Origin of the sequence: Shewanella mangrovisoli, assembly GCF_019457635.1 — a bacterium.
In the GTDB taxonomy this organism is placed as follows: Bacteria; Pseudomonadota; Gammaproteobacteria; order Enterobacterales; family Shewanellaceae; genus Shewanella; species Shewanella mangrovisoli.
The window spans coordinates 4,147,878-4,160,036 of the sequence record NZ_CP080412.1; the positions used below are offsets into that span (position 1 = coordinate 4,147,878).

11 protein-coding genes are annotated in these 12,159 nt (G+C 48.4%); 3 read left to right on the forward strand and 8 right to left on the reverse strand.

What is annotated here, in order from left to right:
* Positions 1-244 precede the first annotated feature (244 nt).
* Together K0H60_RS18045 and K0H60_RS18050 are read left to right on the forward strand one after the other, a co-directional pair.
* Positions 245-1,060 (forward strand): hydratase, encoded by an 816-nt coding sequence (locus K0H60_RS18045; protein WP_220056596.1) that lies wholly within the window; start codon positions 245-247, stop codon positions 1,058-1,060.
* 158 nt (positions 1,061-1,218) lie between these two features.
* Positions 1,219-2,334: an energy transducer TonB gene (locus tag K0H60_RS18050; protein ID WP_220056597.1), complete on the forward strand. Its 1,116-nt coding sequence runs from the start codon at positions 1,219-1,221 to the stop codon at positions 2,332-2,334.
* A 4-nt stretch (positions 2,335-2,338) separates the two neighbouring features.
* Here the strand turns inward: K0H60_RS18050 and K0H60_RS18055 are convergent, their stop codons facing one another.
* From K0H60_RS18055 to slyA, 7 genes are all read right to left on the reverse strand, one after another.
* Positions 2,339-2,803 carry a cysteine-rich CWC family protein gene (locus tag K0H60_RS18055; protein ID WP_434086661.1) on the reverse strand — a complete coding sequence of 155 codons (465 nt, stop codon included), beginning with the start codon at positions 2,801-2,803 and terminating at the stop codon, positions 2,339-2,341.
* Positions 2,804-3,382: 579 nt separating this feature from the next.
* Positions 3,383-3,757 (reverse strand): hypothetical protein, encoded by a 375-nt coding sequence (locus K0H60_RS18060; protein WP_220056598.1) that lies wholly within the window; start codon positions 3,755-3,757, stop codon positions 3,383-3,385.
* A 796-nt stretch (positions 3,758-4,553) separates the two neighbouring features.
* A complete protein-coding gene (locus K0H60_RS18065) occupies positions 4,554-5,609 on the reverse strand; it encodes a c-type cytochrome (RefSeq protein WP_220056599.1) in 1,056 nt (351 codons plus the stop codon).
* 10 nt (positions 5,610-5,619) lie between these two features.
* Complete coding sequence (locus K0H60_RS18070) at positions 5,620-6,246, reverse strand: c-type cytochrome (protein ID WP_220056600.1); 627 nt, start codon at positions 6,244-6,246, stop codon at positions 5,620-5,622.
* A 188-nt stretch (positions 6,247-6,434) separates the two neighbouring features.
* Positions 6,435-7,463 carry a DUF2955 domain-containing protein gene (locus tag K0H60_RS18075; protein WP_011624164.1) on the reverse strand — a complete coding sequence of 343 codons (1,029 nt, stop codon included), beginning with the start codon at positions 7,461-7,463 and terminating at the stop codon, positions 6,435-6,437.
* Positions 7,464-7,479: 16 nt separating this feature from the next.
* Positions 7,480-8,538 carry an HlyD family secretion protein gene (locus tag K0H60_RS18080; protein ID WP_088210075.1) on the reverse strand — a complete coding sequence of 353 codons (1,059 nt, stop codon included), beginning with the start codon at positions 8,536-8,538 and terminating at the stop codon, positions 7,480-7,482.
* 8 nt (positions 8,539-8,546) lie between these two features.
* Positions 8,547-9,020 carry a transcriptional regulator SlyA gene (gene slyA, locus K0H60_RS18085; protein WP_086902296.1) on the reverse strand — a complete coding sequence of 158 codons (474 nt, stop codon included), beginning with the start codon at positions 9,018-9,020 and terminating at the stop codon, positions 8,547-8,549.
* A 218-nt stretch (positions 9,021-9,238) separates the two neighbouring features.
* Here slyA and K0H60_RS18090 point away from each other — a divergent pair, with 218 nt between their 5' ends.
* Positions 9,239-11,143 carry a methyl-accepting chemotaxis protein gene (locus K0H60_RS18090; RefSeq protein ID WP_220056601.1) on the forward strand — a complete coding sequence of 635 codons (1,905 nt, stop codon included), beginning with the start codon at positions 9,239-9,241 and terminating at the stop codon, positions 11,141-11,143.
* A 58-nt stretch (positions 11,144-11,201) separates the two neighbouring features.
* Here K0H60_RS18090 and metF read toward each other — a convergent pair whose 3' ends face one another.
* Complete coding sequence (metF, locus tag K0H60_RS18095) at positions 11,202-12,095, reverse strand: methylenetetrahydrofolate reductase (protein WP_011624168.1); 894 nt, start codon at positions 12,093-12,095, stop codon at positions 11,202-11,204.
* Positions 12,096-12,159 lie beyond the last annotated feature (64 nt).

The window sequence follows — 12,159 nt, forward strand, 5'->3', positions numbered from 1 at the left end:
GCGATTAACTTATCCGCCGGATTGGATAGTTAAACTGACACTAAATCAATCTTACCAGCGATAAATGCAGAGCATTTCAAGCTAAGTTTTATCAAGCCTTTAGCAGCACAAAAAGGTATATTGAGCGCAATTTCTCTTTTAGCTCAAATTGGATTTACAGAGTCGATTTATGCCTTTTGCGCTCAGTTTTTGCGGCATCAACCACTCTGTATAAGCCTTTTAAATAAGTTAGTTAGGATTACACATGTCACAGACAGACGCTAAAACACAGCTTGAGTCCATTCACGCAGCAGCACAAGAACTCGCGCAGCGCCGCGACAAGGGTGAAGCGGGCGCGCTGTTACAAGAAGCGCTAAGACCGAAAGATTTCCCCCAGGCCTTTGCCATCCAGCAGACTATTGCGCAGCAGTTTAGCGCCCAAGGCAACCCGATTGCGGGGTGGAAGTGCCTACTCCCAACCGCCGAAAAAACCGTGGTAGCGCCCATCTATCAACATGATGTGTATGTCGAAACCGCCGAGTGTCCACTTTATCCTTCGAGCAAAGGGCTTGCCCGCGTCGAACCCGAGCTCGCCTTTGAAATTGGCAGCGATTTACCACCACGAGCCACGCCTTATTCGCAAGCCGAAATCGACGCCGCCCTCGGTAAAACGCGCCTCGCCTTGGAACTTATCAAAAGTCGTTATCAAAACCCAGGCGAAGCCAATCACTTCGATGCCCTCGCCGATGGCTTAGTCAATCAAGGCCTATGGTTAGGGCCTGAACTGCTTGCTCCTGCCGAGATAGAAACAGGCCATTTCGCTCTAAATGTTGAAATCGCCACAAGCGGACAGCAAGCAAGTGAAACTCTGCAAAAAGCCGCGCTTCATCCAAATGGTTTCCCTAAAGCTGGACTTTATTGGTTGGTCAACTTCTTATCTGCCCAAGGAATTGGCTTAACCCGAGGGCAATATGTGATCACAGGCTCCTATGCGGGGGTATTAGATTTGCCACTCAATCAGCACTGTCAATTCCACTACGGCGACTTAGGCCAGTTTGGTTTGCAGTTTGTGGCTAAATAAGTACAGCCTAAAGTGTGCCAAGCTAGCCAGCAAAATCAGAAGGTAGGCAAATGCTTACCTTCTACAATCCCCCTACTGACCAACAGAGCGAAAACAAGCTTGTATCAAGAGTGAAACATTTGTACTATCCGATAGAACTAAATATAAGGATATACAAGATGTTAGACGGAAAAATATTGCCTTTAGCAAGTCTATTTGCCTTAGCCTTAAATACTTCGTTACCCTTAAATGCCTCGGAAAACACTTTTTCCCAAGCCTACAGTGACTACCAAACCGCACTCAAACAGGGTGATGACGCCCAAATAGAAGCCAGTGCCAAAAGGGCCTTCGAACTCGGTGAAGCTCAATATGCCAAGGACAGTGTCGATTTAGCGAACCTCGCCATGAACTGGGCTGGCGCGCTAAAAACAGTGGCTATGCCGAATCTCTTTGAGGGAGATAATGCGGCGAAAACGGCCAAGGCCTATGAGTTATATCAACTCGCATTAAGCAATTATAAAAAGCATTACGGCGAGCATGCAGCTGAGCTTATCGACCCGCTACTCGGCGCAGCGGAAACCTCACCTAAACTGACCGTGGCGAAAGAGCTTTTTGAAAATGCTATTGAAATTGCTGAAAAAACAGCAAATAAAAAGCTGTTGGCCGATGTAAAGATAGCAACCTTTGATCGCCTCACCAACACAGGATTGTACACGGCTCAGGTAAGGGACTATGCCTTCGAGGCCTATGAAACTTACAAAGAGATCCTTCCCGAAAATGCCCTAGACAGAGTCAAAGCTACCTATGTAGTGGGTGCAGTTGAATATGCTGAAAAGCATGATGACAAGGCGATTCCATTACTGTTAGAAGTGGTTAAGCAGTTTGAAGCCCTTAAGTTTAGCCATCCCTACGCCTTAAGTGCCCACGCTTATTTAGTCGAACTTTATGAACGCCAAGGAAAACGCGAAGAGTCCACCGCCCACTGTATCGCCATCGGCAAGATGCGCCCATGGGCCGACACTCAGGAACAACAACCGCTGTTTCGTACGACACCCAAATACCCCAAGTCCTACCTCATACAACGTAAAAGCGGCTACGTGACCCTTAACTTCACTGTTGATGAGATGGGATTTGTGAAAAATCCTGAAGTGCTCGAATCCAAAGGCGGTGTGCTATTTGAAAAATCCACACTGAAAATGATCGAAGAATGGCGCTATGCCCCTAAGTTTGAACATGGCAAGCCCGTGCCAGCACAAACGACTGTGCGTATAGACTATTTCACCGATAAGTCTTAATCGCTTACTTCACCTCATATCCCAGCCCATCGCCTAATCCCGATGGGCTGTTTTTATCCTCTAATATAGCGGAAGCAGTTAGCTCTCGCTTTATCCGGCTTAAACAAGTCTCACAAATACAAGCCATCGCAGGTTGCGATAATAGTTGCGCTAACTTATCAGCACTCAACCCTGCTGCATCGCATGTCGATAAACCCACCGCCAAATCGCTAGATAGCAATTGAGTCAAATTAGGAAACCTCTGCTTAGCACACCAACAGTCACTTATATCAGCCCCAAGAGTCATTGCGCACTGATTCGCCCCTTGGCATAAAGGGCAAATTTGCGCTGTATCGAACTGATGTTCGGGTAAATGCTTGGGCACGGTAATCCTTATGGCATCGGAGTGATAACGCAGAAATAATAATGGTTTTTTCATTAACGTTGGAACAATCATTCCATCATCAAGATACTCATATCGATTTAGCATGCCAATAAATGCCTAGGGATTTATTGCCCTTTAATTAGCTGTATTCATCAAGTGGTGTCTAACTAAAATCATATTTTGTGTGTTTATTTAGCTCAGTGAGCCGCATTCCTGCGTTATGAAAAATGTATTCATGGATTCATACATGCTGAATGCAATTTGATGTTAATCCGAAGCTTGAATAGATGAAGTATTTATTAGCGGAATGCTTTCACCGTAATTTAGCTCCACATTCCCCACAATAATGTGGCGATATTTGGACACCTGCTCGTCCTAATGCTCTTGGTACGGAATTGCACTTAGGACACCGATACCATTTGTAGAATCCCGTAATGCAAATAGCCAATCCAACGAAAAATGGAATCGCTGGATTGATATAAATATCAGCAAAGTAATTGATTGCGATAACCCCACCGAAGATAACAAAGGCAACCAACACAGCTATGGTCACCTTTCTCTATTAGCAAACTCGTTTATTATTCTTAAATCTTCCATGGTCAACTAGGCATACCTACGCTTTGTTAAGGGGCAAATTTCCGGCGAAGCCGCGCTTAAATTTGTCCAGCTTAAGCAACTTATAACTCAATTGCTGATGATGTATGAATATTCTTTCCCACGATCATCGTGCGCAATAGCTTTAACACAAATGTCTCGGAGAAGTGTCACATACACTTCAGTTCGGTAATCTGTGAGTTTTTCCAATTCTACACCCAAACTTGATGCCATTTTAGGTAACCAAGCTAAGTAAAAACCTATCGAACTTTTAACTCGTTCTGAGAGTTCAGGATCTTGCTGTTCTGAGAAAGGTAGCCATTGCACAACCACCTTTCGACCTCTGCGTTGTTCAGCTAACTCGAAAAGGTCTTCAAATATAAATTTTCCATCAAGATAGTTACAACCTCCCACAAACGAGTGGGTAAAATTGTGAACCAGTGGCTTGAAGTTCTTATATTTCACCGAACTGTCCTTGAGTTAATACAGTGTATTACCTGCTCTTCTAATAAAACCCAACCCGAATAGAGTTGAATATGGTAATAAACAAGAAAATAATTTAATAATGACAATAAGTTAGCATTAGTATCAGTGGGCTATCAACATTTTTCATCCAGAAAAATCGAGAGCTTATTTACCGATAAACGTTTTAGCGCGGTAAATAGTATTAGGCAAAGTGAAAGAGTTATAAATTCAATTGATTACATAAACACCCAAGCAAAACCCCATACATTTTTAGGCTCGCCTTGAAGTCATTTTATAGATTTCCCATTATACCTTGTGTTTAGACTTTGCTTGAGGTTAGTACGCTCGAGATTTCCTCTTACTAAAGAAATACAGTAAGGTGTAACAACACTCTGTTTCCTTTGATCAAAAACCAGCGTAAATCAGCTTCTTAGAAAACGTAGAGAGGGTTCTACTCCCTCGCTACGTTTCATGTATTCAAGATCGATTTTGAAATCAACAGACCACACTGATGCCCGAAAGGCGAGTCATGGTGATTAGCGAGACGACCGTCCGCCCCAAGGACGGGGCGGTCGAGCATCCACGGATAGACTCGCTGCGAGTCGGTGAGCGAATGCCATGACTCACCTATACGTTGATATCAGCAAACACACGAATTCCCCTACAACGTAAGTCCTATAGCTAGTCAGTACAATTGACCAATAAAAAACCAGCAAACTTTAAGCTTGCTGGCTTTCTGCCTAACTAATTCACTCGCTTTATTTCACCGCGAGAACAGTCAATCAAAGCGACTCAACTAAGACTTTTTCGGAAACACCGGATAAGAAGCGGTGCCAAGCACTTTGCCATCGACTTCGACACCGTAGTAGTCATTGTCGTTATGGTATTTTTCCTGCGCTTGTTTCACATCGCCCTTATTGCGTGGGTCCTGTGGCCTTTCATGGGAGTTAATGTAAGCCGCAACATCCCAAGCCTGTTGGTTAGTCAGCTGAATACTCTTAGCGAAGGGCATGTTTTCATAAATGAAGAATGCGGCCGTATTGACCCTGTGCATACCAGCGCCCCAGTTGTAGCTCTTAGGACCCCATAATGGCGGCAGAGAGTAAACTCCCGCAATCGCTTGGCCTTGACCATCGGCGCCATGGCACGCTTGGCAGTGTGCGGTATACACGGCTTTGCCACGCTCAGGTGAAAACGCGAGTTCAGGTTTGGGGATCTCAGGATAACCACGGCCAGGCAGATTCGCGCGTTGTTCCACTGTCATGGCTTTAGCTAGTGTGTCTGGCAGCGGGAAATCCTCACGTTTGGCGCCTTTAACCAATTCGGCATCACTAAGTTCTGGTACTGGACCATCAAGATTAGCCGCATCCATCAAGCCACTCATCCCTAACCAGTAGGCATAGGCCGATAGCGCGACCAGCTCGGGGCTGCCCGCTGCGGGGGCTTTACCATTCATCGAATAGTTAAAACAGCCTTGTACCCTTTCTTGAAAGGTATTTACTTTATCGTCTTTTTTACGATACGCGGGATAGGCAAAATAGGCGCCCCAAAGCGGTGACGCATTCGCCTTACGGCCCGCATCCATATGGCAGTTGGCACAGTTAAGCTCGTTACCCACATACTTATCTCTCAGCTGCTGGGTATTCACAAATAACTGATAACCCAAGCGTACTTTATCGCCGAAGGCACCTTCGGGAATCGCACTTAAGGGTCTTGGCGTAAGATAGGTTTGATCAGGGTTTTTAGGGACTGAGGGCAATGGCGCTTGTTTGTCGGGTAACTCATTCGCAGCCTGCACTTGAGCTGTTAGCACGCCCATTGCGGCCAATAGTAAGATGGCAGAAGATTTCATGGCCGGCTCCTTATTTCAAATTCGCAAAGTAGTTCGCTAAGGCATCCACCTCGGCGGCGGTCAGCTTGTTAGCCACATTGGCCATCATGCCGTCCACATCTCCCTTACGAGTGCCCGCTTGCCACGCCAAGAGCTGCGTCTTGATATAACTGGCCTGTTGACCCGCTAAACGAGGGAACAGGCCACCACCTAAACCCGAGGGGCCATGGCAAGTCACGCAGGCAGGTAAGCCGCGAGACCAATCGCCTTGATAGGCTAAGCGCGCGGTATCGTCGCTAAAGGTCACCTGCTCACCACGGATCACGGGCTTGACCTCAGTCTTAGGTGATTTGGCGGAGAAGTAACTGGCCACCTGCTCGATGCCATCACCTTGCAGTGTCATCGCCATTGGCATCATGGTAGCGTTTTGGCGCACACCGGCCTGAAAATGTTGTAATTGGGTGCTGATATATTCTTTCGAAAGTCCAGCGAGACGGGGGCCGAGGGGTTCAATGCCCTCGCCTTCGGCGCCGTGACAGGTCACGCAGAGTTGTCCCGCTGGCGGGACTGGGGTTGGATTGGCTATGGCTACAGAGGTCAAGGCACAGCCGTAGATCAGCGCGATGCCTTTGGCTAATGTTCTAATTTTAATATTCATTTTCTATCCTTGAACATACCTTGAGTAGAACTTAAACGGCTCAAGTGCATAGCCAAGTCCTAAAGCTAGGTCGTTAAAAAGAGATAATTGAGTTTTGCGTTCACACGTTTAGCCCACACTAAACGAGTTTGTACCTTACTCCTCGAATCTCCACTGAACAAGTATTAAAAGAATCTAATATTAAGTTATTAATAACCAAATCGAGTCGCTTCAAAGCTATTCAATAACTTATGAAGCAGATAACAGAGGAATAACGTCGCAACAATCGCCACAAAAATACTGCTCACCCGGTACAGCGCACTAAAAATCAGGTCGTTGCCAGGGGTTAAGTATTGGCCAAACAAAATCCCTAGGGTGGTCATGGCACCAAACCCCACACCAGAACCACTCGCCTCTTTCACATGGGCCTGAGCAAACAACATAAGCCCAATCCACAGCAGCGGCACAATCAGGATCAGCAATCCAGACCAATCGTAGAGAAAGAGTTGCACCATTACCCCAAACGACACCCCAAGTAGAGTGCCCAACGCGCGTTTGCGGGCATAATCTAGCGCCCCGTTCCAATGCATAGGGAACAGGAGTAACAAGGTGGTCGCCTGCGCCGACATAGAATCACGCAAATCGAAAATCTGAAACACTAAGAAAGAGAGCGTGGCAATGCTGGCACCGAGTAAAGCCTCGTGGCGCATACGGTGCGGCGCCTTAGGGCCGGGTTTGTAGGCTGGACGAGGCTCGACATCCGGCCAGAGTGCCGTCATCAGATAGGCGATAACCACAGACAATCCCGTCGCCCAGAAATTACTGAAGATTAAGTCATTGAGATCTGTGCCCGGATAGCTGGCAAAGTGCAGCATAATGCTTAAACTCAGCACGCCATTGGCGCCAAACAGAAATAGGCTACCGCGGGACATAGCCGCAAAACGATATAAAAACAGTAAAAAGACAATCGGCGTCATCAATCCGGGGTGGCTACCGAAGAAACCTCCGAGCAGACCGACTTCAAGCCCCGCCATGGCCGATGAGGCCAGTAACTGCCGCATCGCATGGCCACTCATCACAGGGACGAGTCCCAGCAATAACATTGGGGTTACCGTAAAAAACACCCCATTACTCCACCCAAAGAGCTTACACAGGGTAAAGCCAATGGTGCCACCAGTGGCAATGCGCAAACACTGACGTAAATCATTGGTAGTTAAAGGGTTGTGGCGTAACAACATGCGAATGGCCTTGAGATTAATAGATGTAATGGAGCAGGCTAATGACCTTAATCTGCACCTTGGCTAGCAGGCTAAACAGCGTATTGTCAGGCAGCAATTGCACAGTGGCACGCGCACCTGCTGGCAGGTTGTTCATCGCATTGTCGTCTAATACTAAATGCAGTCTTAGGCGCTGCGCATCACGCACCCAGCGGTCCGACTCCTGCGGCGCCGCTAAACGGCCATTAGCATCAAACTGCCCCGCACTCACACCGGCATCCACACTGCTCACTTGGGCGCGATATAAACGGCCAGGCTCGCCATCGAAGGCGATTAATGCAGGGTAAGATGCGTTAACACCACGTAAGGTCTTTTCACGAAAGTCGGCAATAATATCTAATTTATCAGAGACTAAGGCGAGTAGCGGCTGGCCCACAGCGGCAAAACTACCCACTTCGAGTTGCAGGTTGGTCACCACCCCATCTTGGTCGGCACGAATTTGGGTGTAAGACAGGTTCAGCTCGGCTTGCTCTAAGGCATTTTTCGCTTGCCGCACTCTGAGGTTTTCTTCGCCATAGAGGCCACGGCTCACTTTGAGTTTATCGAGGCGAGCATTAGCGGCTAACAGATTCGCCTCGGCAGCATCCGCATCGCTATCGGCCTGATCCCGTTGCTGCTGCGACACACCATGGGTGGCATACAGCGCATCTAAACGTTTAGCTTCACGGCGCTTAAGTTGAGCCGTAGTGGTACTGGCATTCACTTCCGCCTTGGCGGCTAGCAACGAAGCATCTAACTCGGCATTGTCCTGACGCACTTGCTCTAGGGCCAACTTGGCCTGAGACACGGCTAACTCAAAGGGAGCGGGGTCGACTTGAAACAGTAAATCGCCCTTGGCGACCACTTGGTTATTCTTCACATTAATGGTTTGAATCTTACCGCTGATCTGCGGAGTCACCTTAGTCACCACACGGGTTGCCATGGCCTGTGGGGTCAAGGGCATCATAGCGTCGGCAAACATAAAATAGCCAAACACAGCCACAAAACCGAGCATGGCGATTTTTACGAGGCGGGCAAATTGTTGATCCGGTGTCATCTTATTTCTCACTCAAGAATTTCTGTGCTCTTAGCCAACTTGGCTAAGGCGTTATCACTGATTAGACTAATGATGCGTTCAAACTCACCAAGCTCGCTGGCGCTGATCCCAGCCAACAACTCAGCACGCACTTGAATAATCCGCGCTTCGACTTGCTTTAATACATCCTTTCCCGCGGGCGTTAACGACACGATTCGGGCGCGCTTATCTTTAGTGCAGCAGTGACGCTCGACTAAACCTTGCTCCTCAAGCTGCCCTAAAGTGCGCATCAAAGAAGCCAATTCAATTTCCAGCGCATCCGCCAACACCTTCTGGCTCACGTTGTCGCCCAGACGCAATAACTTCCACAATGCCGTCCAGCGAGGATGAGTTAACCCGAGTGGCGCTAATTCCACATCCGCCACGGTGCGCCATAGTCGGTGCAAGCGGCCCAAATGTTCCGCCAGGGATAACTCCTTCAATCGCTCTAATTCTTTCTGCATCATGCTTACTCATTTACTTAGCCTGCTAAGCATTATACTTAGTTAGCAGGCTAAGTAAATATTCGTCACGAAAAAAGATCTGTGCACGCTGCCACGAAATCTGCAAAAAAACGGAAAACAACTGAAAAAGGCTAAGCCGCTCCCAAATCTAAAAAGCAGTATCTCTATAATATTCAAAAAGATAATTAGGCAGGCATACGGATATTTGGAGGTTAACTGTGAAGAATTTAAACATTAGCACTAGGATAGTGTTAGGGATCAGCCTACTACTATTTGCGGTGATGAGCTTTATCATGCCGCTGGTGCTATCGGAATTTAGTCGCCAAATTCGCGAGTCCGAGCAGCGGGAACTGCACAAACTGTACGAAACCGCAGTCGCCAATATCGCCTCATCGGGCCAAAGAGCGCAGGCAATGGCGACATTAATCTCCTTAACCCCTGAGATCCAAAGCAGCTTTGCCGCACGCGACCGTGATGAATTACTGCAACGCACATTGCCGCTATTTACCCATCTGAAACAAGATTTTGCCGTGCAGCAGTTTCAGTTCCACACCCCGCCTGCCACGTCGTTTTTACGCCTACACCGCCCTGAGAAATATGGTGACGACCTCACCGCGATCCGTAAAACCATTGTCGAAACTAACACACAAAAACAACCGCTTAGCGGCTTAGAATATGGCGTGGAAGGCTTAGGGATCCGCGGGCTAGTGCCGATGAATTACCAAGGGCAGCACACGGGCTCGGTGGAATTTGGCATGTCCTTTGGCCAAACCTTCTTCGATCATTTTAAAAATGCTTATCAGGCCGAGATCAGTCTTCTGCTTCCAAAAGATGGCGGCTTTGTCCCCTTCGGAGGCACGTTTACCACAGACACCAGCGCCGCCAGCGAACTTAAGAGCGTTATGCAAGGCGACGAATTGATCCGCACCATAGATTTAAACGGCAAGAGCTTTGCGCTCTATCGCCATGGAATAAAGGACTATTCGGGCAAAACCTTCGGGGTATTAGATATTGCGCTGGACAGAAGCCATTCTGAGCAAGTAATGTCCGATATTCGTTTGAAACTCATCATGATAGGGGTCATAGCCCTCTTAATCGGTACTGTCATTGCGTGGTTTATCGCTAAGAGTATTACCCGTCCAATTGCCGAAACCACTGACGCACTCAATGATATTGCCGAGGGTGAAGGCGATTTAACCCGCCGTATCGAAGTGAAGAGCAAGGATGAAATGGCCCAACTTGCCCAGGCCTTTAACCGTTTCGCTGAGAAAATCCACGCCACAGTGGCCCAAGTATCAGACTCGACCAGCTTGCTCGCGACATCGGCCGAGGAAATGTCCGCCATCACCCATGAAACCCAGCAAATGGCGAATCGGCAACACCTAGAAACCGAACAGGTTGCCACCGCGATGAACGAGATGGCGGCAACAGTGCAAGAGGTCGCCCACAATGCCACCGACGCCGCCGATGCAGCAACCCATGCCAGCGAGTCTACCGAGCAGGGCAAACAATTAGTCGAAAAAGTCATATCAACCATTAGCTTACTCGCCGATGAGATTGCCTTGGCGGCCAATGCCATTAACGATCTAGAGCGCAATACCACGCAAATTGATTCGGTATTAGTCGTTATCCGCAATATTGCCGATCAAACCAACTTACTCGCCCTCAATGCCGCGATTGAGGCCGCCCGCGCCGGAGAACAAGGCCGTGGCTTTGCCGTGGTGGCGGATGAGGTACGCACACTCGCCAGCCGTACTCAGGCTTCCACCACAGAAATTCAGCAGATGATAGAAACGTTGCAACAGAGTGCTAAGGCCACGGTCAGTAGCATGAATACCAGCACGGCCACTACACAGAGCTGCGTATCACTGGTGCATGAGGCGGGTTCAGCCCTCGAGGCCATTACCCAAGCGGTATCCACCATCAGCCAAATGAACATTCAAATAGCCAGCGCCGCCAATGAGCAGTGCGCCGTTTCGGCGGAAATTAATAAAAACGTCAATAATATTAATGATATTGCGACCAACGCGACCGAGAGTGCCGTGCAAACCGCGCGGGCGGGGGATGAACTCGCGCAGCTTTCAATGCGCTTAACGACTCTGCTCTCCCAATTTAGGATTTAGTAATTAGCCAAAAACAAAACGCCGCTCAGTAGCGGCGTTTTTATGGGCGTTGACTGCGTTATACCGCCTTTGGGCGAACCCCTAAGGTATGGCAAATCGCATAGGTCAGCTCGGCGCGGTTAAGGGTGTAGAAGTGGAAATCTTTAACACCTTCACGGGATAACACTTTGACCATATCGATCGCCACGTTAGCGCCCACCAGCTGACGAGTGCCCGCATCATTCTCTAGGCCATCGAACTGCTTATGCAACCAGCTCGGCAAGCTCACATTGGTCATGCCCGCGAAACGTTTTAGCTGGGTGAAGTTAGTCACGGGTAAAATACCGGGCACGATTTCAACATCAATTCCCGCCGCAACGCAACGGTCGCGGAAACGCAGGTAAGATTCAACATCGAAGAAAAACTGGGTAATAGCACGGCTAGCACCGGCATCGATTTTACGCTTGAGGTTAATCAAATCGGCCTGAGCATTAGCCGCATCTGGATGTACTTCAGGGTAAGCGGCAACCGAAATATCAAAGTCGGCCACTGAGCGCAGTAAGCGCACTAAATCCGCCGCAAAGCGAGTCGGTTTCGGGCTGCCCGCAGGCAAATCGCCACGCAGTGCAACTATGTCGCGGATCCCCGATTTCCAGTAATGCTTCGCCAGATCTAACAGTTCCTCGTCGCTGGCATCCACTAAGGTTAAGTGCGGCGCGGCAACCAGATTGGTTTCTTTTTGAATACGTTCAATCACGCCGTGGGTGCGGTCACGTACGCCCGAGTTGGCACCATAGGTCACTGAAACAAACTTAGGATTCAGCGGCTCTAAACGGCGGATAGAGTTCCACAGGATCTGTTCCATTTCGGGGGTTGATGGCGGGAAAAACTCAAAAGAAACATTAATATCGCCATTAAGTTCAGACAAACTTTGGTTTAGCGAATGTGAATGTTGTGCGTGATGAAAAGCCATGTGTATTTCCTCAACCGCCCGAGTGCGACGCTCCATCGCGCTGGTACGACTTATTAATGCAGTA

Coding starts and splice junctions, on each gene's coding strand:
- K0H60_RS18065 (WP_220056599.1), bottom strand. CDS start 5,609: ATGAAATCTTCTGCCATCTTACTATTGGCCGCAATGGGCGTGCTAACA.
- K0H60_RS18050 (WP_220056597.1), top strand. CDS start 1,219: ATGTTAGACGGAAAAATATTGCCTTTAGCAAGTCTATTTGCCTTAGCC.
- K0H60_RS18045 (WP_220056596.1), top strand. CDS start 245: ATGTCACAGACAGACGCTAAAACACAGCTTGAGTCCATTCACGCAGCA.
- slyA (WP_086902296.1), bottom strand. CDS start 9,020: ATGCAGAAAGAATTAGAGCGATTGAAGGAGTTATCCCTGGCGGAACAT.
- K0H60_RS18075 (WP_011624164.1), bottom strand. CDS start 7,463: ATGTTGTTACGCCACAACCCTTTAACTACCAATGATTTACGTCAGTGT.
- K0H60_RS18055 (WP_434086661.1), bottom strand. CDS start 2,803: ATGCTAAATCGATATGAGTATCTTGATGATGGAATGATTGTTCCAACG.
- metF (WP_011624168.1), bottom strand. CDS start 12,095: ATGGCTTTTCATCACGCACAACATTCACATTCGCTAAACCAAAGTTTG.
- K0H60_RS18070 (WP_220056600.1), bottom strand. CDS start 6,246: ATGAATATTAAAATTAGAACATTAGCCAAAGGCATCGCGCTGATCTAC.
- K0H60_RS18080 (WP_088210075.1), bottom strand. CDS start 8,538: ATGACACCGGATCAACAATTTGCCCGCCTCGTAAAAATCGCCATGCTC.